A 24,207-nucleotide genomic window follows, 5' to 3' on the forward strand; every position below is an offset into this window, starting at 1 on the left:
GTTCGCCGAAAGAGCGTGTCTTTGTTTCCGGGTGAATGGCCGGGAGACAGACGTCATTGAGCTTTGTGGCGGGAGAGAATTTTGCACATGCGCCTTTGCGGGAGGCAAGCACCGGCGGCGTCATTGTCTCCGTGTTGTTGCATCTTCTGCTGGTGCTCGCGCTGATTGCTCTGGCCAGACCGTTCCGTTTCGATGCGCCGGTGGAAGAGGTTGTTGATCTTCAGCTCGTACCGGCTCCGCCTGCTGAACCAAAACCCGCCATTGCTGAAACGCCGCTCCAGCCATCAGCACCACGGAGTGAGCCCCGGCAGGAAACCGCTCCCGCCCCTGCAGCGGCACTGCAGCCCGTCATGCAGAAGGCCACGACGATGTTGTCAGCGGGCGTTTTGGCCGATCCACGCAGCAGGCAGACACGTGAGGCGCTTCCTACACTGGAACTTGGCACGCGGCTTGAACAGATTTGTAACCTTGAAGCCATGGCGCAGGTGGCAAAGTGGGACAAGACTTATCGACCGGACCGGGTTGTCGCATATGCCCTTGCCAATACGAAGATGAAATCAGGCGTCATCACTGCGACAGGTGCAGCCCTGCGCAGCGAAGGAAATTGGTACAATCTCACATTCAATTGCGGGATTTCGCCGGAAACGCAGCAAGTCCAATCTTTTGAATTTGCTCTGGGAAAGCCAATCCCGCGTGAGGAATGGGCCGAACATGGTCTTTCACCGGTTCATTGAGCGATCAATCTACCGCGCATTCCCATGGACCAGAACCCTGCTTCCAGCCGGGTTGCCGTGCGGAAACGCTGGTTGAGTGACTTCCATCGCCCTGAATTATCAGGCGACAGGCCAAGCCGGGTGCGAACGCTGCTTTCGATCAGTTGCCCGACCGCATGGCAGACATCCTGATAGTCCTTGCCCGCATAGGTATCTATCCATTGCTGGTAGGGGTTGCCTTTCGGTGAGGTGGCGGCGAGGCGTGTACCGATTTCGCCATAACCCATCACACAAGGCGCGAGAGCCGCTATCAGATCAAGGAAATCACCGGATAGCCCGGCATCGATAACATAGCGGGTATAAGAGAGATTTTCGGCCTCTTCTTCGGTCTCAAGCAGGGCCGCGCGGGAAATTCCCGCCTTTGCGCATATCTCGATATGCACAGGCATTTCATGATTGACCAATGCATTGACGGTTGCCGATGCCAGTTCCAGCTCCTCATGGCTTTCCGCCTTCAGCACCGCCATTCCCCAAGCCCGCGAGAAGTGGAACAGGAAAATGTAATCCTGAACCAGATAATGCAGAAATGCCTGCTCAGGCAGCGAACCATCGCCAAGGCCGCGTACGAAAGCGTGGTCGACATAGGCGGACCAGTCAGTGGCTGCGTTTTCGCGCCACCGCGCAAAAATCGGCGAAGAAAAGTCAGATGGGCTCATAAAACTGATACTCTTTACGGGCAAGAAATTGCGGGGCGACGACCATCTTGGGCTATGGTTCAGATTCCAATGTTTTATGTTCTCTTTCTGCGCTAAAGATCAAGGCAACACCTTCTGCAATGGAATCCGGCATGACAGCTTCCCTTTCCGTGAACCTCAATGCAATTGCCATGTTGCGCAATCGGCGCGACCTGCCTTGGCCCAGTGTTATCGGGCTTGGACGTGTGGCGCTGGCGGGTGGAGCGGGCGGGCTGACCGTGCATCCGCGTCCGGATGAACGGCATATCCGCTTCTCTGACCTGCCGGAGATTCGGGCGCTTATCGATGACGAGTTCCCGCAAGCCGAATTCAACATCGAGGGCTATCCGACGGCGGAATTCCTTGATCTCATTGCCAGGAACGAGCCTGAACAGGTCACGCTGGTTCCTGATGATCCTGATCAGTCGACCTCTGATCATGGCTGGGACCTGAAGAAACACGGCGACTTCCTGCGCCCCATCATTCAGAAACTAAAGCACCAGTCGAGCCGCGTATCGCTGTTCATTGATCCTGATGTGGAAGCGCCAGCGCTGGCCAAGGCTCTCGGTGCGGATCGTGTTGAACTCTATACGGGCCCCTATGGCGGTGCGCATGACGATCCGCGCCGCGAAGCATTGGAACTGGACAGGCTTGCAAGAGTTGCAGAAGCGGCTGGCAAGGTGGGCATTGCTGTTAATGCCGGGCATGATCTGACGGTCGCCAATTTGCCTGCGCTTGTTAAAAAAGTGCCGAATCTGGTGGAAGTTTCGATCGGTCATGGCCTGACAGCCGAGGCTTTGACGCACGGCATGTCGCGTGCCGTGGAAAGATTCATGAATGCGCTTCAGGCGTAGAGCCTTGATTCGCGTGCGAGATTTGCGTTGCCATGCGTTTTTGCATAACGTGGGATGACAGCTATGTTAAAATGGCGATTGATATTGCGGTGCAACACGACTAACTCGTCCGCCCACGCTGTCAGAGCGAGGGAAAACCTGTATGAGTGACCAGCAAATTGGCGACGAGAACGATTCGAACGGCACCGTCGCCTATGAACCGGAACCGCATCACAAAGAAGCATTTCCGGTCCTTGTGCTTGGTGCCCTCGGCGTTGTCTATGGCGACATCGGGACGAGCCCGATCTATGCCTTTCGCGAAGCTTTGCACGCAGCGTCAATGGATGGATTTCTGAGCAGGACCGATATTCTCGGTGTTGTCTCCATGATCTTCTGGGCGCTGACCCTGATCGTCACCATCAAATATGTTTTTTTCGTGCTACGCGCCGACAATGACGGCGAGGGCGGTATTCTTTCTTTGATGGCGCTGGCGCGGTCCAGTTTCAAATCCCGGCCACAGCTTATTTTGGGTCTCGGCATCGTCGGTGCATCGCTGTTTTATGGTGACGCCGTGATTACGCCGGCCATTTCGGTGCTCTCGGCGGTCGAAGGTCTTGAGATCGTTACGCCTGCGCTGACGCCGTTCATCGTCCCGATTACCATTGTGATTCTGCTCACGCTGTTTTCCGTCCAGCGATTCGGCACTGCGCGCGTTGCCACCATCTTCGGGCCGATCACCCTTCTTTGGTTCCTTGCCATCGGTTTTTTTGGCCTCTGGCATCTGACCGATGATCTGAGCGTATTTGCTGCTGTAAATCCCTATTATGCGGTCGAGTATATTATCGATAATCCGGGAACGGCATTTCCGACTATCGGTACAGTGTTTTTGGCGGTGACGGGTGCAGAAGCCCTCTACGCGGATCTCGGCCATTTTGGCCGCAAGCCAATCGCGACCGCATGGGTTTGGATCGTGTTTCCCTGTCTTCTCCTGAACTATTTCGGGCAGGGCGCCTTCATTCTGGCTCATGCTGATTCTGCCAAGAACCCGTTCTTTGAAATGTTCCCCCATTGGGCACTGCTGCCAATGGTGCTTCTGGCCACCGCAGCGACCGTTATCGCCAGTCAGGCGGTTATCTCGGGCGCTTATTCCCTGTCGCGTCAGGCCGTGCAGCTTAATCTTCTGCCACGTCTGAATATTGAGCACACGTCGGAGAAGCAATCGGGTCAGGTCTATCTGCCACGCGTCAACATGCTGCTTGGCCTTGTGGTTATCCTGCTTGTTCTCGGCTTTGAGCGTTCAACCAATCTTGCTTCCGCATACGGCATTGCTGTGACGGGCAATATGCTGGTCACCACCATCCTGCTTTTCATCGTCATGACGCGCATCTGGAAGTGGCGCCTTTGGGTGGCGGTCAGCCTGACTGTCTGCTTCATGATTATTGACCTGACATTTGTCAGCGCCAACCTGATCAAGGTTGTCGATGGCGGCTGGGCATCTCTCGTCGTGGCATTCCTGATCATTCTGGTGATGTTCACATGGGTGCGCGGCAGCCGTCAGCTGTTTGAGAAAACACGCAAGGGCGAAGTGCCGCTTGATCTCATCTCGAAGAAAATGGCGCAAAACCCGCCGCCGCTGGTGCCGGGAACCGCTGTTTTCCTGACCGGCGATCCGAAGAGCACGCCGACTGCCCTGATGCACAGCCTGAAACACTATAAGGTGCTGCACCAGAACAATGTGATCCTGACCGTCATCACCGCGCCATCGCCGCTGGTGAAGAAGAGCGAGCGGGTCAAGATCGAACCCATCAACGATCTTTTCATGCGCGTCACGCTGACCTTCGGCTACATGGAGCGCCCGAATATCCCTCGTACACTGGCGATCTGCCGCAAGCAGGGCTGGAAGTTCGATATCATGACAACGTCGTTCTTCCTGTCACGCCGCTCGCTCAAGGCATCGGCGCGCTCGGAAATGCCGCATTGGCAGGATCGGCTGTTCATTGCGCTGGCGCGTACCGCCAGCGACGCCACCGAGTATTTCCAGATCCCGACCGGCCGCGTTGTCGAAATCGGAACGCAGGTCAATATTTAGAACGATGTGAGACGCGATGCCGGGTTGAAAGACCCGCATCGCGTCTGTATGCCCGTACCAGCAAAGGGGCGGGTCAGATTGAAAAAGCAGCAGATTGCCATTGTCGGTGCAGGCCCCGCAGGACTTGCCGCAGCGCTTTATCTTCATCGTGCCGGGCATGATGTAAAACTTCTCGAACGCTTTTCGACACCGTCGCCCTTGGGGTCTGGTCTCATTCTGCAGCCGACCGGCCTGACCGTGCTGGATGATCTTGGGCTTTTTGACCGTATTTCATTGCTGGGCAACCGGATTGACCGGCTCTATGGCGCTGATGCCCTGTCGGGACGTCCGGTGCTTGACGTCCGCTACTCCGCCCTGAAAGGCGGGCGCTACGGCATTGCCGTACACCGCGCTGCGCTGTTCGATGTGCTCTATCAGGCCGTCTTGCGGGAAGGGATTGATATCCAGACCAATGTGGATGCGCTAACGATGCACACCGGCCATGGCCGTGCGTGGCTGATGACCAATACCGGCCGCAGTATTGGCACGTTCGATCTTGTTGTTGATGCCAGCGGGTCGCGCTCGAAACTCAAGCAATATGCCTTCAATCCGTCGGAGCCAAAACCTCTGACCTATGGCGCCTATTGGGTATCGCTCAAATGGCACGGCGAAGGCTTTGATGCGCGCTCGCTGTTGCAGCGTTACCGGAAGGCAGGTGTCATGATCGGCATTCTGCCAATCGGCAGGACAGATGCGGCTGGTGACGATATGGCCGCCTTCTTCTGGAGTACAAAACCCGATGAAGCGGACAGTCTGCGTGCTGCCGGAATTGAAAGCTGGAAAGACCGGGTTCTGTCACTCTGGCCCGAATGTTCTGTCTATCTCGATCAGATCAATGGTTTCGACGATATGACGCTGGCGCGCTATGGCCACCATACATTGTCTATGCCGGTTGGCCGTCATCTGGCTGTTATCGGCGATGCCGCCCATTCCACCAGCCCGCAGTTGGGGCAGGGTGCCAATATGGCGCTATTGGATGCACGGGCGCTCGCCCATGCCCTGATGACGTCCACCGAGCTTGATGCGGCTCTGTCTGCCTATGCGGCGTCCCGCCGGATGCATGTGCGTGGTTTTCAAGCTTTGTCGCGGGCTTTCACGCCGTTTTACCAATCGGATTCAACCGCGCTGCCTTTCGCGCGCGATTGGGTTGTGCCAACCGTGGCGCGTATTCCGCCAGCGCCACAACTTCTGGCATCGATGGTATCGGGTACTCTTATCGACCCCTTCAGGCCAATCGGCTTGCGCGAAAAGATCTGGAACTAGAATTCTTTTTCATCACCACTTGCCAAATGATTTTCATCGAACTAGAACCGAACCGTAACGTACGGTACGGCAAAAGAAGCCGTGAAAATTGATTGGAAAGACGCCTCGTGCAATCCGTAACAGAAGCCAGTGACAGCCCTTTGACAGAACGTCAGCGCGACGTTCTTGATGCGGCGCTTGGCTTGCTGGTGGAAGCGGGTGACACGCTGACGATGACGAGCGTGGCGCGCCGTGCCAGTTGTTCCAAGGAAACGCTCTACAAATGGTTTGGCGACAGGGACGGGCTCTTGACGGCGACTGTCCAGTGGCAGGCGTCGAAGGTGCGTGGTATTCCCGCCAAACGCGACGGGCTTGATCTGATATCGCTGACGAGTGGGCTTGAACGCTTTGCTTCGGACTGGTTGCGGGTGCTTTCGGGCAAGATTTCCGTGGCGCTCAACCGCATAGCCGTCAGCCATGCGGGCAGCGACAAGCGCGATCTTGGCGCGATCGTTCTGGAAAATGGTCCGTTTGCCATGGCGCGTCGTCTGATGCCACTGCTCGAAGTCGGGCGTGAGGCTGGCCTGCTGGCCTTCGAGGATACGGAAGAAGCATTTCGCACTTTTTTCGGACTGGTTGTCCGGGATGTGCAAATCCGGTTGCTGCTTGGTGACCGGTTCGAGTTGACTGATGTGGCAATCGACGGCGAGGCCCGGCGCGCGACACAGCAGTTTTTTGCTCTTTATGGAGCTCATACCAACGGGGCCGGTTAAGGCCGCTGTACGCAACGCTGAAGGGAAGAAATCAATGCGCGTATATTATGACCGCGATGCAGACATCAACCTGATCAAATCAAAGAAGGTTGCCATTATCGGATACGGTTCGCAGGGCCGCGCCCATGCGCTGAACCTGAAGGACTCCGGTGCCAAGGACGTGCGCATTGCCCTGCGTCCAGGTTCAGCAACCGCCAAGAAGGCCGAAGCCGATGGCTTCCAGGTCGTCAGTGTTGCTGAGGCTGCAAAATGGGCCGACCTGATGATGATGGCGACCCCTGACGAATTGCAGGCCGACATCTACAAGGATCACATTGCCGACAATATCCGCGACGGCGCTGCGATTGCTTTCGCCCATGGCCTTAATGTGCATTTCGGCCTGATCGAGCCAAAGAAGACCGTTGACGTTGTCATGATCGCGCCAAAGGGCCCCGGCCATACGGTTCGCGGCGAATACCAGAAGGGCGGCGGCGTTCCCTGCCTCATCGCCATCCATCAGGATGCATCGGGCAATGCCCATGATCTCGCTCTCTCCTACGCTTGCGGCGTTGGCGGCGGCCGTTCGGGTGTTATCGAAACCAATTTCCGTGAAGAGTGCGAAACCGATCTGTTCGGCGAGCAGGTTGTTCTGTGCGGCGGTCTGGTTGAACTGATCCGCGCCGGTTTCGAAACGCTGGTTGAAGGCGGCTATGCGCCTGAAATGGCCTATTTCGAGTGCCTGCACGAAGTAAAGCTCATCGTCGACCTGATCTATGAAGGCGGCATCGCCAACATGAACTACTCGATCTCCAATACTGCCGAATGGGGCGAATACGTTTCCGGTCCACGCATCATCACTGCCGAGACAAAGGCAGAGATGAAGCGCGTATTGACCGACATCCAGACCGGTAAGTTCACATCCGACTGGATGCAGGAATACAAGGCTGGCGCATCGCGCTTCAAGGCTATCCGCCGCAACAATGACAAGCACCAGATTGAAGAAGTCGGTGAAAAGCTGCGTGGCATGATGCCTTGGATCGGCAGCAACAAGCTGGTTGATAAAGCCAAGAACTAAGCTTTTCGAAGCTGCATAAAATGGCCGGTAGAGCGATCTACCGGCCTTTTTCATTGCAGCGTACAGGTGCGGCGTGGGCCGCTGCGCGGCTGATAGGTATTGTCAAAGGCGCGGTAGGATTGATAGCGGTCCTGACAATTCTGGGCCTGTGTGCGCGTGGGCGGCGAGATAATCGGCCGGCTCCTGCGGAAATCATTGCAGCGTGCCGTTCCTGTGCAACCGGGACTGGCAAGGGCCGAGTTGTCATTGCCAAGCACCAGCGGCGTTCTTGGAACGACATCATTGCCGCGCGGCGCCGGGCGATATGGCTGCACCTGTGCCGACGCAACACCGATACCAACCGTCAGGACAAGACCAAGGGCAGCGAGGGCGGAGAGCAGGCTTTTCATCATTATCATATCCGTATTGTTTCGCCTTTTTATATAGGCCTTCATGCGGCTCATCGCTACCTGCCCAAGCGGAAAACGTTCAGGTAACGGTTTCGGCACTGGTTGTGATGCACCAATCAGGCTAGGCTTGGCGTAACGTCCTGCTTCTCCCATTGGTTTCATAATTCAGGGTATTTGAATGTCTGTACGCATCGCCACGTTCAATGTCGAAAATCTGATGAACAGGTTCGATTTCTCAGGCTTCAAGAACAATCTGAACAAGGACCGGACGCTTCAGCTCTTCCAGATCAATAATGAGGAACAATACCGGCAACTGGAGCAGGGGCGGGCCATTGCCCATGCGGATGATACGCGGCAGCTGACGGCACTGGCCATCGCCGAAACCCATGCGGATATTCTGTGCCTGCAGGAAGTCGACAATATCGGCGCACTGAACGCTTTTGAGTTCGGTTATCTGTTCAAGATGGTGGGCGAGGGCTACCGGCACAAATATATGCTTGAAGGCAATGACAGTCGCGGCATCGATGTTGCGGTACTCATGCGCGACCAGACCCGGCATGGCGAGCCTATCGAATTCATCGAAATGACCAGCCACGCCCATATGACCTATAATGATTTTGGTCTCTACAACGCGGAGATCGCGGCGCTTGGGCTTGAGCCGCATGACCGTATTTTCAAGCGGGACTGTCTGGAGATCGATGTGCGCATTGGCGGGCGGCCGCTAACACTATTCGTCAGCCATTTCAAATCCATGGGACCGCCGCGCAATGGGCTTGACGGACGTACAGCCTCCATGCCCGTGCGAATGGCTGAGGCAAAGGCGGTGCGGCGCATCATCGAGGACCGGTTTGCGGATAGCGGCGGCTCGGCGGACAAGCATTGGGTCATCTGCGGTGATTTCAATGACTACCACGAGCGGGTGATTATCGGCGGCGATTCCATGGCCGGATATACATTCGATCCGGTGCGCGAGGCGGTAAGCAGTGTTGACGTGTTGCTGGAAGGCGGATTCTGCGAAAATCTGGTGGAGCGCCGTCCGGTCATGGACCGCTGGACGCTGTACCACACGCGCGGGCCAGAGGAGCGTCATCTGTGCCAATTGGATTACATACTGGCCTCTCCGGCGCTCGCGCGAACCAACAGCGATGCGGTTCCCGATATAATCAGGCGCGGCCAGCCGTACCGCACGATTTTCCCGCCCGACCAGAAGGTCGAGATGTTCCCGCGTATTGGCTGGGATCGCCCCAAGGCGAGTGACCATTGCCCTGTTGCCGTAACGTTTAATGTTGTCTGACTGATGCTCAATATACCAGAAGAAACCGTCATCCCGATCAGCCAAGCTATTGTGCGTGTGGAGGAAGGGCCTCTCGCCTATGCCGTGCAGCATCGCGATGCGATAACGGCAAACTGGGCTCAAGAAATCGCTGGCAAGCCGACGCTGTTCGACGGGTCATTCTTCATGGGAGAACATGCCGAAATCGAGGGCAGTGTTTTCCACGCCCTCTACAAACGCACGACATTCGCCACGATGATGCACTGGAAGCGCAATGTGACGGGTGAAAAACCCTGGCACATTTTTGGCGTCGGCGTGATCGTATCGAGCGACAACAGGCTGATCGCCGGACGGATGGCGCCGACAACATCGGTTGCGGGCCGGGTGTACTTTCCTGCCGGGTCGTTTGATGCCGATGATCTGGTTGATGACCGGGTGGATTTCGATGGCAATGCCCAGCGTGAAGTCGCCGAGGAAACCGGGCTCAATCTTGCCGAAGCGGCGCGGCGTGATGATATGGCCTATCTGGTAAGGGTTGATCGCAGTATCGCAGTGTTCCGGCGCTATTATTTTACCCAAACGGCGGATGAACTGCTTGCCTCCATCCGCAAAACCATCGCCTCGCAGGCCGAGCCTGAGCTTGATGATATCTGTGCCATCTCCGCAGCGGGAGAGATGGGCGAGGCAACGCCGCGCACGTTCAGCACTTTTGCCGATTGGCACTTTGGGGATTAGGGCTATCCGGTGAATTGCAGACTCCAACCGGACATCGCCAAGTTCGGATGGTGCCAATATCGTTGAAAAGTTGCTAAATATGCCGTGCATTCGCCCAGACCGTCGCGTCATCCGCTTCCGTCTTGGCACGCGTGCTTCGTTTGAGCATTGGGAATTACAAGGAGTCAGCTGTGATGAAGTGTCTGCGCATCTATGCCACCCCGGATGGCGAGTCGCATTTCGACGAAGTCGAGTTGCCAACGACCAAGAGGTCGGTGCACCCCGATGCCGTGCCGTTCGATGTTACTGCCAGTTATCAGGCGTCCCGCGTCCGCCTCACGCACATTCCGGCAGGCATGCGCGAGGTTGCTTGGCATAGCGTCCCAGAACCGGTGCTTACGGTCAGGCTGGATGGTTCGGTTGAATACGAGACGAGCGACGGAGAGGTGCGCCACGTTCAGGCGGGTAGCTTCGTGTTAGTAGAGGACACGCATGGCAAGGGCCATCTTTCTCGTCATTCCCCAGAGGCGCAAACTGTTATCTGGATATCACTACCAAGCGGCTTCGATTTGCCCTCGGCATAGTCCGTCAGGCTATGTGGTAGTCGCCGCTGCCGAGACTGTTCTGCACCGGCGTCTTTAAAACTCAGCGTAGCGCGCCCCGTCAGCTTAGGACGACGGACATGCGCGCTTTGGGGGGCAGTGGCATCGCTCGACCTCTCAGCTATTCCGATTTGGCCACGCGCTTATGAGTATATGCTCTGGCCTCACTGGAATGTCACCGTCACAAGGTTTAACTTGATCCGCTCCCTCCAGTCTCTACTTTTGCCAGAGGTTCGACGAGGAGCACCAAATGAGCGGCAGGCGTTATCAGGTTTATGATGTTTTCACCGACAAGGTTCTGACGGGTAATCCGCTGGCTGTCGTCCACGATTCCGCTGGCCTTGATGATGTGGCCATGCAGAAGATTGCCCAGGAGTTCAATTTCTCCGAGACGGTTTTTGTTCTGCCCGCCCAGAACCCTGCCCATACGGCACGAATCCGGATTTTCACGCCTGAATATGAAATGCCTTTTGCCGGTCATCCGACTGTGGGCTCCGCCATTGCCCTGGCACAGGTTCGTTTCCCCGATGTCTCGGATGATCAGGAAGCGCTGATCATTCTGGAAGAGCAGGTGGGTCCGGTTCGCTGCGGTGTCAAACTGACCAGCCATGGTGCCTTTGCTGAATTTGATCTTCCCAAATTGCCGGAACCGCTGCCCTATGAGTATGACAAGATAGCCCTTGCGAGGGCCTTGGGCCTCGAACCAAAGGAAATCGGTTTCGAGAATCACGTTCCAACCATCTGGGATGCGGGCGTGCCCTATCTTCTCGTGCCGGTGCATGGGCTGGCCGCGGCGGGCCGCATTCGAATCGATCAGGCAGCCATGACGAAGGCGGCTCCCACAATCGGCCAGCGCCAGCTTCCAGCCTATGTCTATTGCCGCGAGACCACGCTGCATGACAGTCATTTTCACGCGCGGATGTTCGTGAGCGGCGATGGTACCTATGAGGACCCGGCGACCGGGTCTGCTACTGCTGCTTTCGCCGGTGCCATCCATTACTTTGACGAACCGCTTGATGGTTTACTGCGTCTGTGGCTGGAACAGGGGCAGGAAATGGGCCGTCCGTCGCGGTTGCGTCTGGAACTGGATATTGCCGACCAGAGGCTTGTTGGCGGGCGTATCGGCGGTTCTGCGGTCAAGACAGCAGAAGGGCAGCTTTTCGTTTAAGCGACTTATTGTTCAAAGCTGACATAAAGTTTTCATGAAGGGCTGGACAGTCCGGTTTTGGCCCGTTATAGAGCCCCCACCTTCGGTCGTCACAACGGCTGACGGGCACATAGCTCAGTTGGTAGAGCAGCTGACTCTTAATCAGCGGGTCGTAGGTTCGATCCCTACTGTGCCCACCAATTCTTTGAAAAAAGGGCCGTATGGCCCTTTTTTCTTATACACGTCCGTCTATCCCCAAACTGCTAGAGGAGACTCTCCATGAGCATTCGTCGTATTGAAGCCGGTCCACGCATGAGCCAGGCCGTTATCCATGGCAACACGGTTTATCTCGCAGGTCAGGTAGGCACACCCGGCAAGAGCGTCACCGAGCAGACCAAGGATGTTCTGGCTTCGGTTGACCGTTTGCTGAAGGAAGCCGGTTCCGACAAGTCCAAGCTCCTGCAGGCTATCATCTGGATGGCTGACATGAAGGACTTTGCCGAGATGAATGCGGTTTGGGATGCATGGGTCGATCCGGCCAACACACCTGCACGCGCCACCGGCGAAGCCAAGCTGGCGACACCCGACTACAAGGTCGAAATCATCATCACTGCTGCGATCTGATTCTTTACAGAAATCTGCCCGATAGGGTGGGTGACGCAGAATAATAAGTTCATCCCGGCGGAAATATTGTATTTTGCTGGGATGAAATGAAGTGCACGCCAGTAAATCTGCTCCGATGCACTGGATTTTTGGCGCGGGAATGAATAAAGTCCGCGCTTCTCGTGATTGCCACTGTGGTAATTCATCAAACGCTTGTCTGATTGTGGCTTATAGGTTCGCAAGACGAGACAAGCATGGGTAAGGAAAACGATTGCAAGTTCTCGTCCGTGATAACAATGTTGAACAGGCCCTTCGGGTTCTGAAGAAGAAGATGCAGCGCGAAGGTCTCTTTCGCGAAATGAAGGCGCGCCAGGCTTTTGAAAAGCCGTCCGAGCGCCGTGTCCGTGAAAAAGCTGAAGCCGTCAGCCGCGCCCGTAAGGCAGCGCGCAAGCAGGCACAGCGTGAAGGTCTGCTTCCTGGTCCGAAGAAGAAGGAACGGGTTGCCCGTCCCGGCGCCGCTTCAAACGATTTCAGCAATAACCGATAATCATCAATGACCGGAGCTTTTCGGTCCTTGTAAAACGCGACAGAACCCGCACGGTCACGCCGTAGCGGGTTTCGTTTTGTGTGCGTTCTGCCCACTTTGCGGCACGACGCTCCAAGTCGTTCGTTCACAGCGATATGACCCGGTTTCGAAAAAGTGCCTTCTTGTGCGCTCCCGCATGGCGCGCCTATTCATGGGGCCTATCGTTCAAGCCCTATGGAGACGTCTCAATGGCACCCAAGCTCAATATCGTCCAAGTCAGTACCCGTCCGGGCCGCGCCGGTTCACCGGTTGCAAAATGGTTCCATGATTTCGTCAAGCAGGATGGTCAGTTTGAGCCAGTGCTGATTGATCTGGCTGATCTGAACCTGCCAATCTTCGATGAACCGAACCATCCGCGCGCCAAAAAATACGAACACGCCCACACGAAAAAGTGGAGCACGCTGATCGACGCGGGTGAAGCGGTTGTGTTCGTCACGCCTGAATATGACTTTTTTGCCCCGCCATCCCTGACCAATGCAATCATCTATCTCTGGCAGGAGTGGAACTACAAGCCGGTTGGTTTCGTCAGCTATGGCGGCATGTCGGGCGGGTTGCGCTCGGTCGAATCGGTCAAGGGGCTGCTTGCCGGTTTGCGCACGGTTCCGATCCCAGAGGGTGTTGCCATTCCCGCATTTCAGCAGTTCATCAACGACGAAGGCGAATTTCAGGCCAACGAACTGGTTGTCACAAGCGCCAATACGATGATCGGCGAATTGCTCAAGTGGAGCAACGCTTTGAAGCCTCTGCGCGCTTCCTGATATCTTCTGGCGCCCTGGCTCTGCCAGGGCGCCACACCTTCAAGTTTTCCTGATTCGCTTGACAAATGGCGGATCGGGGTTTCAATTCAAGACATTCACCAGGGGGGTCCCGACAAGGGGCTGAGATTCTGCTGGCTTTTGCAGCGCAGTGACCCGTTGAACCTGATCCAGTTCATACTGGCGTAGGGACGGTGCGAAAGTCATGCGAGTCAGCCTCGGCACATAATCCGTATTCGGATTCGCAATCTCTTTTCATCCTTCCGGCACAGAACTGGGTTTTTACGCTTAACCGCTTAGGAGCCTGATGATGACCGCAATTACCCCCACCGTTTCGGCAGGACCGCTGCCGGCATCGATCAAAATATACAAACCGGGCCAGACTTATCCCGATCTGCGCGTTCCTTTGCGCCAGATTTCCGTACACCCGACGGCGGGCGAACCGCCGGTGACGGTTTACGATTCATCCGGGCCCTATACGGATGCCAATGCAACCATCGATATTGCCAAGGGCCTGCCGCGCATTCGTGAACGCTGGCTTGCCGGGCATGAAGACTTATTTGCCTATGAGGGCCGCCACATCAAGCTTGAGGACAATGGTTTTGTCACTGGCGAACGGCTGACGCCGGAATTTCCGGTTCGCAACCAACCGTTACGGGCGAAGGGCGATAAGGCCGTTACCCAGCTTGCCTATGCCCGCGCCGGTATCATCACACCCGAGATGGAATATGTGGCTATCCGCGAAAATCTCGGCCGCGATGCTGCGCGCGCCAAGCTGGAACGGGATGGCAATTCCTTCGGGGCTTCGGTGCCTGATCATGTGACGCCGGAATTTGTCCGCGAGGAGATCGCCCGGGGCAGGGCGATCATCCCGGCCAATATCAATCATCCCGAGCTTGAACCGATGATCATCGGCCGTAATTTTCTGGTCAAGATCAATGCCAATATCGGCAATTCGGCGGTGACATCCTCCATGGCGGAGGAGGTGGAAAAGATGGTGTGGGCGATCCGCTGGGGCGCCGATACGGTGATGGACCTCTCCACGGGGCGCAACATTCACAATATTCGCGAATGGATCATCCGCAACGCGCCGGTGCCGATTGGCACTGTGCCGCTCTATCAGGCGCTGGAAAAGGTCGGCGGCATTGCCGAAGACCTGACATGGGAAGTCTATCGTGACACTCTGATTGAGCAGGCAGAGCAGGGTGTCGACTATTTTACCATCCATGCGGGTGTTAGGTTGCATTATATCCCGCTGACTATCGACCGTGTGACCGGCATTGTTTCGCGTGGTGGTTCGATCATGGCTAAGTGGTGTCTGCACCATCATCGCGAGAGTTTTCTCTACGAGCATTTTGCCGAGATTTGCGATATCTGCCGCGCTTATGATGTCAGCTTTTCGCTGGGTGATGGCCTGCGTCCGGGCTCGATTGCCGATGCCAATGATGCGGCACAGTTTGCCGAACTGGAAACGCTGGGTGAACTGACGCAGATTGCCTGGGCCAAGGGTTGTCAGGTGATGATTGAAGGCCCCGGCCATGTGCCGATGCACAAGATCAAGGCCAATATGGACAAGCAGTTGGCGGTCTGCGGGGAAGCGCCGTTCTATACGCTCGGACCGCTCACCACTGATATTGCGCCGGGCTATGACCACATCACATCGGGCATAGGCGCGGCGATGATCGGCTGGTTTGGCACGGCCATGCTTTGCTATGTGACGCCGAAGGAGCATCTTGGCCTGCCGAACCGCGATGATGTAAAAATTGGAGTGATCACCTACAAGATCGCGGCCCATGCGGCGGATCTCGCCAAGGGGCATCCGGCGGCGCAGGTGCGTGATGATGCACTGTCGCGCGCACGCTTCGAATTCCGCTGGGAGGATCAGTTCAACCTGTCGCTCGACCCGGAAACGGCGCGGCTCTTCCACGATGAGACCCTGCCGAAGGAGGCGCATAAGGTCGCGCATTTCTGTTCCATGTGCGGGCCGAAATTCTGCTCGATGCGGATTTCCCATGATATCCGGGCCGAGGCGCAGAAGGAGGGCATGTCTGCCATGGCCGAGAAATTCAAGCAGGGCGGCGATCTCTATATGCCGCTGAAATCCGTGGCCGTTCCTTTACCGGTGTCAGGTGACGAGTTCTGATGCGTATTCTCATCAAAGGGGCGGGGGTCGCCGGGCTCACCGCTGCCCATGAACTGTTGGCGCGGGGCGGGGACATAACAGTCCTCGACCCGCGCAGCGACACATCCGCCACCGCATCGTGGTATGCGGGCGGCATGCTTGCACCCTATTGCGAGCGGGAAAGTGCCGATGAACAGGTGCTTGAACTTGGATTGAAGGCTGCTTGCTGGTGGGAGGCAGCTTTGCCCGGAAGTGTTGTGCGCAACGGCACATTGGTTTTAGCACCCGCACGGGATATCCGGGAACTCGACCGGTTCGGTTCGCGCACATCCGGGTTTTCCCATGTGGATGCGCAGGAACTGGCCAATCTGGAGCCTGATCTTGAAGGGCGATTTCGCCGGGGGTTGTTTTTCAAGGAAGAGGCGCATCTTGATCCACGCCGTGCCTTGACCATGCTGGCGGAAAAGCTGGCCGCCTCCGGCGTCCGGTTCGTGAGCGGCGAAGGGGATGGCACCTTTGATGTCATCGTTGATTGCACCGGTTATGGCGCAGCCAATCCCGATTTGCGCGGGGTGCGCGGTGAAATGCTTGTGCTGCAAACGCGTGATGTCTCGCTGGCTCGGCCTGTGAGACTAATCCACCCGCGTTTCCCCGTTTATATCGTGCCGCGTGCGCACCATATCTTCATGGTCGGGGCGACGATGATCGAAAGCGACGCCACAGGCCCCATCACCGCCCGCTCGATGATGGAACTGCTCAATGCCGCCTATAGCCTGCACCCGGCGTTTGGCGAGGCGGCAATCCTTGAGACCGGTGTTGGGGTCAGGCCCGCCTATGCGGATAATTTTCCGCGCGTGCAGCGTGAGGGCAAAGTGATCAGCATTAACGGGCTCTATCGGCACGGATTTCTGCTCGCGCCTACCATGGCAATACAGGCGGCGGCGATGGTTTTTAAGTATGAGAAGGCAGCTTGATCATGAGACTTATCATCAATGGAGAACCGCTGGAGGTTACCTCCCGAACGCTTGGCGATCTGCTGGGCGAACTCGACTATGAGGGCGAATGGCTGGCAACCGCGCTCAATGGCGAGTTGGTGCGGGCGGCGGCGCGTTCGACCTTCACCTTGAATGAAGGCGACAAGGTGGAAATCCTGACGCCCCGGCAGGGAGGCTGAAGCATGCTGACACTTTATGGCACCGAGCTTTCCTCCCGGCTGCTGCTCGGCACTGCACAGTACCCTTCGCCTGCCATATTGATGGATGCGGTGAAAGCGTCGGAAATCGCGATTGTCACGGTTTCCCTGCGGCGCGAAATGGCAGGCGGCAAATCCGGGGACAAGTTCTGGTCGCTGATCCAGTCGCTCGGCGTGCATGTTCTGCCCAATACGGCGGGGTGTCACACGGTCAAGGAAGCTGTGCTGACGGCGCAGATGGCCCGGGATATTTTTGCCACCAACTGGATCAAGCTGGAGGTGATCGGCAATCACGATACGCTGCAGCCTGATGTATTCGCGCTGGTGGACGCAGCGCGCATCCTCACCGCCGACGGCTTCAAGGTCTTTCCTTATACAACCGATGATCTCGTTGTGGCCGAGCGTCTGCTCGAAGCCGGATGCGAAGTGCTGATGCCGTGGTGCGCGCCTATTGGATCGGCGCTGGGACCACTCAATCTCCACGCTTTGCGGGCCTTGCGCGGGCATTTTCCTGAGGTTCCGATGATTGTGGATGCGGGGCTCGGCAGGCCCTCCCATGCGGCAACCGTGATGGAGCTTGGCTTTGATGCGATTTTGCTCAACACGGCGGTCGCGAAGGCTGGAGACCCCGTCGCGATGGCCGCCGCCTTTGCCAAGGCTGTGGACGCTGGCCACATGGCATTTCATGCGGGCATGCTGGAGCCGCGCGATGTGGCAGTGCCGTCAACCCCTGTGATCGGCAGGGCGGTGTTTACTTGATCAGCCGCGCTTGGTGGCGCTGACGTGAAGCCATTCGGTCGGCTCCTTGTCATAGCCGCTGCCCATCACTGTTTGAATGTCGATGGTCTGCCAGCGATCCGCCTGATAGGCATCTCGCAACCAGTCGGGTGAGGGATAGTTGAAATAGCGACCGAACCTGTCGCGCCCTTCCGCTGTGCCTGACTTGAAGCTTGCAAAGAACTGGCCATCGGGTCTTAGCGCCCGGTGAATATGGCTGATAATATCAGGCAAAGCCGTGCGCGGTACATGGAGCAGGCAGGCGCTGGCCCAGACGCCATCATAGGCATTTTCGGCAGTGATATCCTGAAATTGCAAAACGCTGACCGGAATACCCAGCCGCTTCTGTGCTTCGGCAGCGATTTCAGGTGAGCCGTCTGTTGGGGCAACGTTAAATCCGCGCTCCAGCATATGGGCGGTATCATCGCCGCCGCCACAGCCAAGTTCCAGAATGGTGGCGCCGGGCGAGAGCAGCGCAAGATATGTATCCAGATGTTCAAATGACCGCGCCTGTATCTGATTGGCATAACGCACCGCTTCATCAGCGTAAAATGCCAGAGTATCCGGATCATTGGCGGTCATAGCTGTCCTTTGATGTGGTGGTTGGTGTGTGGTTCGTGGTTCGACAAGCTCACCATGAGGGAGAGGGGTGATGTAACGCTAATCACAAAGATTGCAGATCACAAAGGTTGCAGAACTTAACTCTCTTTCATCACCCATCTCCGTCATCCTCGGGCTCGACCCGAGGACCCATGGCTAAAAAGATCAAGCAAACCTGGGTCCTCGGGTCAAGCCCGAGGATGACGGGGATGGGGACACGAACCACAAACCAAACGATAGCTCACCAAAGAGAAACCTAGCTATCGAGCATTGCCAGACCGCGATTACCGCCATAGGCGAGGCAATCGGCAATGGTTGTTTTATCGAGCACACCGCGGGTGACATTGGCAACTTCACTGAAAACATGGCGGATTTCGCAATTGTCTTCGCTCTCGCAGTCTTCACAGCGGCGATAGGCAATCTTGCTGAGGCACGGCAGGGGAGCAATCGGGCCATCGATCAGGCGCAGCACTTCGCCAAAGGTGATATCCTCCGCTTGCTTGAGCAGCAGATAGCCGCCCATCTTGCCGCGGCGGCTCATGACAATGCCCTGATGCTTCAGGTCGAGCAGGATTTGTTCGAGGAATTTTTTCGGAATGTTCTGTTCTTCCGCAATATCGGAAATGAACAGAGCCTTTTCGGCGTCAGCTCTCGCGAGAACGACAAGCGCCCTGAGCGCATATTTGGCTTTCTGCGAAATCATTATTGTTGCCTGATCATCTTATAAGACGCAGTCATAGTCCCTCGCGTGACATTTTCTAGTGTAAAAATGTTAAAAATTGGAGTTTTTTCATGGCAGCCAAATGTCTTAAAAGTGGCCGGTAAGGCTCTGAAAAATAATACTTCATTAAGAATTCAGCGCTCAAGAAGTTTCGAAAGCGTTAAAATCAATACACGATTAAACAGGTAGTGATTGTTGACAAATTTTTTCAACCGGTCATCATTGAGTATCGGTTGACCCTTGAGGGCAGCTGCACTCTGCAACCAAATTGTTTCAGGAGGTCGCAATGTACAGTGAAGTATCCGGCATTTTTAATCGGGCCGAGCGTCTATGGCGCGAGGTATTTGTCGCCGAAACACTCGATTCCGATGCAAGTGATCCAAAGAAGCGGGACAGCCAGGAGGCTTCGGCCAAGCGTCATCGCAATTGGACCGAAGAAGATTTCCTCTGGTGCTGGCAGCATCGCGGCTTCTGGTAAGCCGCTTTTTCCACTGGGACGCGCCCTCGCACAGCAGCGGGGGTAGAAATCAATTGCGCAAGCAGCCCTGATACTCAGGGTGAATATTTCAATTTACGTATTTCTTGGAATAACATTTTAACAAGCTCATCATTGTTGGAACTTCAATTCTTCCTCTCCCGGAAATTTGACGGCATCCTAAGAAAAAATATCCGTTCTCCTATGAAATCGTCGGGTCGGATTGGGCTGGGTCAATAATGATGGCGCGTTCCGTGCCGTTTGCTTGGGAGAATGCAATGAAAAGACTGTTCGTCTATGCCACAGTTGCTTTGGCACTGGGTCTTGGGCCCGTGAAAGCTGCGGAGCCAACGGAAATTCTCAATGTTTCCTACGATATTTCGCGCGAGCTTTACGAGCAGGTCAACAAGGCATTCACCGCCGCCTACAAGAAGGAGGCGGGCAAGGACATCACCGTCAACCAGTCGCATGCAGGCTCGTCAAAGCAGGCGCGGTCCATTCTTGAAGGGCTGGAAGCCGACGTTGTGACCTTCAATCAGGTCACCGACGTTCAGGTTCTGCACGACAAGGGCAATTTCATTCCCGCCGACTGGCAGTCACGTTTGCCCAACAATTCCTCGCCTTATTATTCCCTGCCGGCTTTTCTGGTGCGCGCCGGAAATCCAAAACACATCAAGAACTGGGACGATCTCACTCGCGACGATGTGAAGGTGATTTTCCCCAATCCGAAAACGTCAGGCAATGCGCGCTATACCTATCTGGCCGCCTATGCCTATGCGCTTGAAGTCAACAACAAGGATCAGGCCAAGGCGCAGGAGTTTGTCAAAAAGCTCTTCGCCAATGTGCCGGTGTTTGACACGGGCGGGCGTGCCGCGACAACCACCTTTGCTGAGCGTGGCATCGGCGACGTGCTGATCACCTTTGAAGCTGAGGTGCTGGGCACACGCAAGCAATTGGGCGAAGACAAGTATGAGGCGGTTGTACCGCCGGTCAGCCTTCTCGCCGAATTTCCCGTTACCGTTGTTGACAAGGTGGTCGACAAGCGTGGATCGCGGGCGATTGCCGAAAGCTATCTGAAATTCCTGTACACGCCTGAAGGGCAGGACATTCTTGCCCAGAATTATAACCGCGTGAATGATGCAACGGTTAAAGCGAAATATGCCGCGCAGTTCCCTGAAACACGGTTGCTTAAAGTGGAAGATGTATTCGGCGGTTGGGACAAACTGTCCAAGGAGCATTTTGCCGAAGGCGGGATTCTGGACAAGGTTTTCACCAAGCGTTGATCCGCGACTGATGGATCAGTAGGCGGCGTGGCTTCAAAGCTGCGCCGCATTCTTTTCAACCCTTGCTTGCTTTCACGGGAACAGGCTCTAGAACCCTGCTATGTCGTTGTTTTCGAAATCCAGTCAGCGCGGAATATTGCCGGGGTTCAGCCTGACCCTCGGCGTCACCCTTTTGTATTTCACCATCATTGTGGCTTTGCCCTTGCTGGCGATGCTGTACAAATCGGTCAATCTCGGCTGGTCGGATTTCTGGACAATCATTTCGTCTGAACGGGCGGTGGCAACTTACCGGATCACTGTCGGAGCGGCGGCGCTTGCGACGCTGTTCAACGCATTGTTTGGCATGCTGCTCGCATGGGTGCTGGTGCGCTACGAATTTCCCGGCCGCAGGTTGCTCGACGCGGTGGTTGATCTACCCTTTGCCTTGCCGACGGCTGTTGCTGGTCTCGCCCTTGTCACCGTATTTTCTGCCAATGGCTGGTTTGGCCGGTTTCTGGAGCCTATGGGCATCAAGGTTGCCTATGCGCCGTTTGGCATCGCCATTGCGATGATGTTTACCAGCATTCCCTTTGTCATCCGCACGGTACAACCGGTGCTGGAAGATGTGGCTGTGGATGTGGAGGAAGCGGCGCGCTCACTGGGGGCGACGAACTGGCAGATATTCAGCCGGGTTATCTGGCCTGCGATATTCCCGGCCTTTATCGCCGGATGCAGCCTGTCCTTTGCCCGCAGCCTTGGCGAATTCGGCGCCATCGTGTTTATTTCAGGCAATCTGCCTTTTGAAACCGAGGTCATGTCCTTGCTCGTGTTCATCCGGCTTGATGAATATGACTATCCGGCGGCAGCGGCAATCGCCACGGTCATGCTTGTCATGGCGTTCCTTATGCTCTTTGTCACCAATTCCATTCAAGCCCGGCAGCTTCGCTATGCAGACCGCAGCTGATCTCGCCACCACTGCGAAGCGGCAGTCGTCCCGGCGGCATGGCCAGCCCCCGGCGCGGGCATCGCATTGGGTGCTGATCCTGTCTGCCATGGCGCTGTCGGCGCTGTTCATTGGCGTGCCGATTGCGGTGATCTTCTCCTATGCGTTCCGCGAAGGCGTGGCGGTATATTTCTCGCAGATTACCCAGCCTGCCACACTGCACGCCATCTGGCTTACGGTGCTGACAGCCATTGTGGTTGTGCCCATCAACATGATTTTCGGTATCTGCGTGGCATGGCTCGTCACGCGCTTCCGCTTTCCGGGTCGCGGGCTGTTGATCACCTTTATCGAGATACCGTTCTCGGTCTCGCCGATTGTTGCCGGTGTGACCTATCTCTTTCTCTATGGCAGTCAGGGCCTGCTTGGGCCACTGCTTGAGAGTTATGACATCAAGATCATGTTTACGGTCCCCGCGATCTTCCTTGTCAGCCTGTTCGTCACCAGCCCGTTTGTGGCGCGCGAACTCATTCCGTTGATGCAGGCGCAGGGCAGCGAAGACGAGGAAGCGGCGATTACCCTTGGCGCAACCGGATTGCAGACCTTCTTCTACGTGACACTGCCAAATATTCGCTGGGCGCTGCTTTACGGCGCAGTTTTGTGTAATGCGCGCGTCATGGGCGAATTTGGCGCTGTGTCAGTCGTATCGGGTGCCATTCGCGGCCAGACCAACACGCTGCCATTGCAAATCGAACTGCTGTTCAATGATTACAATGTCACCGGGGCCTTTGCTGCCGCATCGACCCTGGCATTGATTGCTGTGGTCACGCTGATCCTGAAATATTTTCTGGAACGCAAACAGGCGGGTTAAGCGGCGCGTTTGGTGCGAAAAGTTTCATTCTGCCGCCGCATGGAATCCGCCAGAATATAACCTTCCGGCCAAGCACCAAAACCGCTGGCCACATTGATATGCCCGGCATTGCGCATGTCGACAAAGCCGGAGCCCCAGATTTCCGCCAGTGCCTGTGCCTTGTTGAACGACATATAGGGATCGTCACGGCTGGCGGCGACAATCGATGGAAAACTGAAAGCATGACGCGGCAGTGGCGCAAAGCTGCGGAATTTTTCGTCCTGCACGGCCATGCGCTCCGCATCCGCAGGCGCTACCAGCACGGCGCCAGCCACATGGGCGGCGGAGGGACGGCTGGCCAGATGCGCAACAAGAACGCAGCCAAGACTATGCGCAACGAGGATGGCGCCCGGCGTTTCGGAAATTCGGGCTTCAAGCACATGCAGCCATTGCGACAGGACCGGGTTCTCCCAGTCGTCCTGCTCAACAAGACGGGCAGTGTCGTCATCGGCCAGCCATTCGCGCTGCCAATGGCCTTTTTCGGAACCGAGATATCCCGGAATGATCAATGTTGTCATCAGGCGCTCATCCTTCCAGTTTCGGGAGGAAATGTTGAAGTCATCGCCTGAAAATAGGTGCCGAACCCCATTCATTGAAGGAATAGGGCACTAAAGAGTGCGAGGAATGGAAAATAAATCCAATGCAAAAATCCGAAACCGTGAAATCGCGCCGGATATTTGCTTCAGCTTTCGGTGTCTTTCTTGTACCAGCGCAACAGCAATTGCGAACGTTCGAAGAAGAGGACCACAAGCAGTGACAGGGCAAAGGGAATAAGCAGATAGAACAGGCGGAAGATGATGAGTGCAGCCAGTACATCGGCCTGATTCATATCGGGTAGACCAGTCAAAAACACAAGTTCCAGCACACCAAGTCCACCCGGTGCATGGGAAATCAGCGCCGCAGAGAATGAGATGAGGAAAATGCCCAGAATGATCAGGAAGCCGGGATTACCTGCCTCCGGCAGGGTGAAATAAATGATGGCGGCGGCACCGAGCAGTTCCACCGGCCCGACGATCAACTGCTGGGCGACGACGGTCAGCCTTGGATATTCCAGAGTGAATTTGCGGATGCGCAAGGGGCGCAATTGCAACCAGCTGCCGAAGACATAAAGCAACACAAACGCCAGGGCACCAAACCCCAGAAGGTAACTGACGTAAAGCGGCGTTTCATCGTTGAAACGTTGCAGAATCTCCGGCTCGATCAGAAGCACGACTGCACTCAGCGTTATTGTGCCGAGCATGAAAGTGAACGAACAGAAGGCGATGAGCAGCGCGATTTCCGCTGTGCTCATGCCTTGCGAGGAATAGGCACGATAGCGCACCACAGCGCCCGATATCATCGATGCGCCGATATTGTGCGAGAGGGCGTAGGTGGTAAACGAGCAAAGCGTGATGAAAAGCCACGAAATCTTGCGGCGCAGATGCAGAAGGGCGATGCGATCATAACCTGCGAGTGCGGCATAGGCGACGAGCGAACTGAGCGCGGCCAGAATCCAGCGATGGGCTGGAATGGCATAGAGGCTGTGGATTACGTCATCCAGCGATATGCTGCGCAACTCCCGGTAAAGGAGCCATGCGGAAACACCGACTGCGGCCAGTCCGATTACCGGCCATACATAATCCTTCAACTTCATGCTTATTCCTGCCTTGCCATTCTCACTGA

General features: G+C 56.1%; 27 protein-coding genes, 1 tRNA gene and 1 riboswitch. Of the genes, 22 read left to right on the top strand and 6 right to left on the bottom strand.

Annotation, left to right across the window (positions count from 1 at the left end; translation table 11 throughout):
- The first annotated feature begins 65 nt into the window (after window positions 1-65).
- Entirely contained in the window at window positions 66-734 is a 669-nt protein-coding gene (locus AB4Y96_RS10415; RefSeq protein ID WP_441917202.1) for a DUF930 domain-containing protein, read from the top strand.
- On the opposite strand, the gene tenA is transcribed toward AB4Y96_RS10415, so the two are convergent.
- Window positions 728-1,429, bottom strand: a complete 702-nt coding sequence (gene tenA / locus AB4Y96_RS10420; protein WP_441917163.1) for a thiaminase II — start codon at window positions 1,427-1,429, stop codon at window positions 728-730. The two genes, AB4Y96_RS10415 and tenA, sit on opposite strands and share 7 nt — an antisense overlap.
- Before the next feature lie 131 nt (window positions 1,430-1,560).
- On the opposite strand from tenA, the gene AB4Y96_RS10425 reads away from it, so the two are divergent.
- The 5 genes from AB4Y96_RS10425 to ilvC all read left to right on the top strand — a co-directional run bounded on the left by AB4Y96_RS10425 (window position 1,561) and on the right by ilvC (window position 7,477).
- Window positions 1,561-2,301, top strand: coding sequence for a pyridoxine 5'-phosphate synthase (locus AB4Y96_RS10425; RefSeq protein WP_091878472.1), 741 nt, complete (start codon window positions 1,561-1,563; stop codon window positions 2,299-2,301).
- A gap of 142 nt (window positions 2,302-2,443) precedes the next feature.
- The gene (locus AB4Y96_RS10430) at window positions 2,444-4,369 is read left to right on the top strand and encodes a potassium transporter Kup (RefSeq protein ID WP_091877781.1); all 1,926 of its coding nucleotides are present in this window, start codon (window positions 2,444-2,446) and stop codon (window positions 4,367-4,369) included.
- A 78-nt stretch (window positions 4,370-4,447) separates the two neighbouring features.
- Window positions 4,448-5,671, top strand: a complete 1,224-nt coding sequence (locus AB4Y96_RS10435) for an FAD-dependent oxidoreductase (RefSeq protein ID WP_441917166.1) — start codon at window positions 4,448-4,450, stop codon at window positions 5,669-5,671.
- Window positions 5,672-5,778: 107 nt separating this feature from the next.
- Window positions 5,779-6,423 (top strand): TetR/AcrR family transcriptional regulator, encoded by a 645-nt coding sequence (locus AB4Y96_RS10440; RefSeq protein ID WP_441917168.1) that lies wholly within the window; start codon window positions 5,779-5,781, stop codon window positions 6,421-6,423.
- A 34-nt stretch (window positions 6,424-6,457) separates the two neighbouring features.
- The gene (gene ilvC / locus AB4Y96_RS10445) at window positions 6,458-7,477 is read left to right on the top strand and encodes a ketol-acid reductoisomerase (RefSeq protein WP_113097408.1); all 1,020 of its coding nucleotides are present in this window, start codon (window positions 6,458-6,460) and stop codon (window positions 7,475-7,477) included.
- 50 nt (window positions 7,478-7,527) lie between these two features.
- On the opposite strand, the gene AB4Y96_RS10450 is transcribed toward ilvC, so the two are convergent.
- Complete coding sequence (locus AB4Y96_RS10450; RefSeq protein WP_244518134.1) at window positions 7,528-7,869, bottom strand: BA14K family protein; 342 nt, start codon at window positions 7,867-7,869, stop codon at window positions 7,528-7,530.
- Window positions 7,870-8,044: 175 nt separating this feature from the next.
- Here AB4Y96_RS10450 and AB4Y96_RS10455 point away from each other — a divergent pair, with 175 nt between their 5' ends.
- From AB4Y96_RS10455 to AB4Y96_RS10510, 12 genes are all read left to right on the top strand, one after another.
- Window positions 8,045-9,160, top strand: a complete 1,116-nt coding sequence (locus AB4Y96_RS10455) for an endonuclease/exonuclease/phosphatase family protein (protein ID WP_441917170.1) — start codon at window positions 8,045-8,047, stop codon at window positions 9,158-9,160.
- Window positions 9,161-9,163: 3 nt separating this feature from the next.
- Entirely contained in the window at window positions 9,164-9,874 is a 711-nt protein-coding gene (locus AB4Y96_RS10460) for an NUDIX hydrolase (protein ID WP_091877777.1), read from the top strand.
- Between the two features lie 173 nt (window positions 9,875-10,047).
- On the top strand, window positions 10,048-10,437 hold the full coding sequence (locus AB4Y96_RS10465) for a hypothetical protein (protein WP_441917204.1): 390 nt from the start codon (window positions 10,048-10,050) through the stop codon (window positions 10,435-10,437).
- Window positions 10,438-10,705: 268 nt separating this feature from the next.
- Window positions 10,706-11,623 (top strand): PhzF family phenazine biosynthesis protein, encoded by a 918-nt coding sequence (locus AB4Y96_RS10470; protein WP_441917172.1) that lies wholly within the window; start codon window positions 10,706-10,708, stop codon window positions 11,621-11,623.
- Between the two features lie 103 nt (window positions 11,624-11,726).
- Window positions 11,727-11,802, top strand: a tRNA-Lys gene (locus tag AB4Y96_RS10475).
- A gap of 79 nt (window positions 11,803-11,881) precedes the next feature.
- A complete protein-coding gene (locus AB4Y96_RS10480) occupies window positions 11,882-12,226 on the top strand; it encodes a RidA family protein (protein ID WP_441917174.1) in 345 nt (114 codons plus the stop codon).
- A 250-nt stretch (window positions 12,227-12,476) separates the two neighbouring features.
- Window positions 12,477-12,752, top strand: a complete 276-nt coding sequence (rpsU, locus tag AB4Y96_RS10485; RefSeq protein ID WP_091877773.1) for a 30S ribosomal protein S21 — start codon at window positions 12,477-12,479, stop codon at window positions 12,750-12,752.
- Window positions 12,753-12,979: 227 nt separating this feature from the next.
- Window positions 12,980-13,549, top strand: a complete 570-nt coding sequence (locus AB4Y96_RS10490) for an NADPH-dependent FMN reductase (RefSeq protein WP_441917176.1) — start codon at window positions 12,980-12,982, stop codon at window positions 13,547-13,549.
- Window positions 13,550-13,639: 90 nt separating this feature from the next.
- Window positions 13,640-13,756, top strand: a riboswitch (TPP riboswitch).
- Between the two features lie 100 nt (window positions 13,757-13,856).
- Window positions 13,857-15,689, top strand: a complete 1,833-nt coding sequence (gene thiC, locus AB4Y96_RS10495) for a phosphomethylpyrimidine synthase ThiC (protein WP_441917178.1) — start codon at window positions 13,857-13,859, stop codon at window positions 15,687-15,689.
- Window positions 15,689-16,642 carry a glycine oxidase ThiO gene (thiO, locus tag AB4Y96_RS10500; protein WP_441917180.1) on the top strand — a complete coding sequence of 318 codons (954 nt, stop codon included), beginning with the start codon at window positions 15,689-15,691 and terminating at the stop codon, window positions 16,640-16,642. The genes thiC and thiO overlap by 1 nt, the downstream gene beginning before the upstream one ends.
- A 2-nt stretch (window positions 16,643-16,644) precedes the next feature.
- Window positions 16,645-16,842, top strand: a complete 198-nt coding sequence (gene thiS, locus AB4Y96_RS10505) for a sulfur carrier protein ThiS (RefSeq protein WP_441917182.1) — start codon at window positions 16,645-16,647, stop codon at window positions 16,840-16,842.
- A gap of 3 nt (window positions 16,843-16,845) precedes the next feature.
- Window positions 16,846-17,619, top strand: a complete 774-nt coding sequence (locus AB4Y96_RS10510) for a thiazole synthase (protein ID WP_441917183.1) — start codon at window positions 16,846-16,848, stop codon at window positions 17,617-17,619.
- On the opposite strand, the gene AB4Y96_RS10515 is transcribed toward AB4Y96_RS10510, so the two are convergent.
- Window positions 17,620-18,219 (bottom strand): class I SAM-dependent methyltransferase, encoded by a 600-nt coding sequence (locus tag AB4Y96_RS10515; RefSeq protein ID WP_441917185.1) that lies wholly within the window; start codon window positions 18,217-18,219, stop codon window positions 17,620-17,622.
- Between the two features lie 274 nt (window positions 18,220-18,493).
- Window positions 18,494-18,940 (bottom strand): RrF2 family transcriptional regulator, encoded by a 447-nt coding sequence (locus AB4Y96_RS10520; protein ID WP_441917186.1) that lies wholly within the window; start codon window positions 18,938-18,940, stop codon window positions 18,494-18,496.
- Window positions 18,941-19,244: 304 nt separating this feature from the next.
- Between AB4Y96_RS10520 and AB4Y96_RS10525 the strand changes: the two genes are divergently transcribed.
- From AB4Y96_RS10525 to cysW, 4 genes are all read left to right on the top strand, one after another.
- Window positions 19,245-19,436: a hypothetical protein gene (locus AB4Y96_RS10525; RefSeq protein ID WP_091877766.1), complete on the top strand. Its 192-nt coding sequence runs from the start codon at window positions 19,245-19,247 to the stop codon at window positions 19,434-19,436.
- Window positions 19,437-19,711: 275 nt separating this feature from the next.
- Window positions 19,712-20,716, top strand: coding sequence for a sulfate ABC transporter substrate-binding protein (locus tag AB4Y96_RS10530; protein WP_091878468.1), 1,005 nt, complete (start codon window positions 19,712-19,714; stop codon window positions 20,714-20,716).
- Between the two features lie 100 nt (window positions 20,717-20,816).
- Complete coding sequence (gene cysT / locus AB4Y96_RS10535; RefSeq protein WP_441917189.1) at window positions 20,817-21,659, top strand: sulfate ABC transporter permease subunit CysT; 843 nt, start codon at window positions 20,817-20,819, stop codon at window positions 21,657-21,659.
- The gene (cysW, locus tag AB4Y96_RS10540; RefSeq protein WP_091877764.1) at window positions 21,643-22,506 is read left to right on the top strand and encodes a sulfate ABC transporter permease subunit CysW; all 864 of its coding nucleotides are present in this window, start codon (window positions 21,643-21,645) and stop codon (window positions 22,504-22,506) included. Before cysT ends, cysW begins: the two co-directional genes overlap by 17 nt.
- On the opposite strand, the gene AB4Y96_RS10545 is transcribed toward cysW, so the two are convergent.
- Window positions 22,503-23,066 (bottom strand): alpha/beta fold hydrolase, encoded by a 564-nt coding sequence (locus tag AB4Y96_RS10545; RefSeq protein ID WP_091878466.1) that lies wholly within the window; start codon window positions 23,064-23,066, stop codon window positions 22,503-22,505. The two genes, cysW and AB4Y96_RS10545, sit on opposite strands and share 4 nt — an antisense overlap.
- 161 nt (window positions 23,067-23,227) lie before the next feature.
- Window positions 23,228-24,178, bottom strand: coding sequence for a lysylphosphatidylglycerol synthase domain-containing protein (locus AB4Y96_RS10550; protein ID WP_091877762.1), 951 nt, complete (start codon window positions 24,176-24,178; stop codon window positions 23,228-23,230).
- Between the last annotated feature and the right edge of the window lie 29 nt (window positions 24,179-24,207).

It is taken from the genome of Phyllobacterium sp. TAF24, assembly GCF_052113785.1.
Classification (GTDB): domain Bacteria; phylum Pseudomonadota; class Alphaproteobacteria; order Rhizobiales; family Rhizobiaceae; genus Phyllobacterium.

What these genes read in the sequence shown, in the direction of transcription:
- tenA (WP_441917163.1), bottom strand. Translation starts at nt 1,429, where the DNA reads ATGAGCCCATCTGACTTTTCTTCGCCGATTTTTGCGCGGTGGCGCGAA.
- AB4Y96_RS10425 (WP_091878472.1), top strand. Translation starts at nt 1,561, where the DNA reads ATGACAGCTTCCCTTTCCGTGAACCTCAATGCAATTGCCATGTTGCGC.
- AB4Y96_RS10430 (WP_091877781.1), top strand. Translation starts at nt 2,444, where the DNA reads ATGAGTGACCAGCAAATTGGCGACGAGAACGATTCGAACGGCACCGTC.
- ilvC (WP_113097408.1), top strand. Translation starts at nt 6,458, where the DNA reads ATGCGCGTATATTATGACCGCGATGCAGACATCAACCTGATCAAATCA.
- AB4Y96_RS10450 (WP_244518134.1), bottom strand. Translation starts at nt 7,869, where the DNA reads ATGATGAAAAGCCTGCTCTCCGCCCTCGCTGCCCTTGGTCTTGTCCTG.
- AB4Y96_RS10455 (WP_441917170.1), top strand. Translation starts at nt 8,045, where the DNA reads ATGTCTGTACGCATCGCCACGTTCAATGTCGAAAATCTGATGAACAGG.
- AB4Y96_RS10460 (WP_091877777.1), top strand. Translation starts at nt 9,164, where the DNA reads ATGCTCAATATACCAGAAGAAACCGTCATCCCGATCAGCCAAGCTATT.
- AB4Y96_RS10465 (WP_441917204.1), top strand. Translation starts at nt 10,048, where the DNA reads ATGAAGTGTCTGCGCATCTATGCCACCCCGGATGGCGAGTCGCATTTC.
- AB4Y96_RS10470 (WP_441917172.1), top strand. Translation starts at nt 10,706, where the DNA reads ATGAGCGGCAGGCGTTATCAGGTTTATGATGTTTTCACCGACAAGGTT.
- AB4Y96_RS10480 (WP_441917174.1), top strand. Translation starts at nt 11,882, where the DNA reads ATGAGCATTCGTCGTATTGAAGCCGGTCCACGCATGAGCCAGGCCGTT.
- AB4Y96_RS10490 (WP_441917176.1), top strand. Translation starts at nt 12,980, where the DNA reads ATGGCACCCAAGCTCAATATCGTCCAAGTCAGTACCCGTCCGGGCCGC.
- thiC (WP_441917178.1), top strand. Translation starts at nt 13,857, where the DNA reads ATGACCGCAATTACCCCCACCGTTTCGGCAGGACCGCTGCCGGCATCG.
- thiO (WP_441917180.1), top strand. Translation starts at nt 15,689, where the DNA reads ATGCGTATTCTCATCAAAGGGGCGGGGGTCGCCGGGCTCACCGCTGCC.
- thiS (WP_441917182.1), top strand. Translation starts at nt 16,645, where the DNA reads ATGAGACTTATCATCAATGGAGAACCGCTGGAGGTTACCTCCCGAACG.
- AB4Y96_RS10510 (WP_441917183.1), top strand. Translation starts at nt 16,846, where the DNA reads ATGCTGACACTTTATGGCACCGAGCTTTCCTCCCGGCTGCTGCTCGGC.
- AB4Y96_RS10515 (WP_441917185.1), bottom strand. Translation starts at nt 18,219, where the DNA reads ATGACCGCCAATGATCCGGATACTCTGGCATTTTACGCTGATGAAGCG.
- AB4Y96_RS10520 (WP_441917186.1), bottom strand. Translation starts at nt 18,940, where the DNA reads ATGATTTCGCAGAAAGCCAAATATGCGCTCAGGGCGCTTGTCGTTCTC.
- AB4Y96_RS10525 (WP_091877766.1), top strand. Translation starts at nt 19,245, where the DNA reads ATGTACAGTGAAGTATCCGGCATTTTTAATCGGGCCGAGCGTCTATGG.
- AB4Y96_RS10530 (WP_091878468.1), top strand. Translation starts at nt 19,712, where the DNA reads ATGAAAAGACTGTTCGTCTATGCCACAGTTGCTTTGGCACTGGGTCTT.
- cysT (WP_441917189.1), top strand. Translation starts at nt 20,817, where the DNA reads ATGTCGTTGTTTTCGAAATCCAGTCAGCGCGGAATATTGCCGGGGTTC.
- cysW (WP_091877764.1), top strand. Translation starts at nt 21,643, where the DNA reads ATGCAGACCGCAGCTGATCTCGCCACCACTGCGAAGCGGCAGTCGTCC.
- AB4Y96_RS10550 (WP_091877762.1), bottom strand. Translation starts at nt 24,178, where the DNA reads ATGAAGTTGAAGGATTATGTATGGCCGGTAATCGGACTGGCCGCAGTC.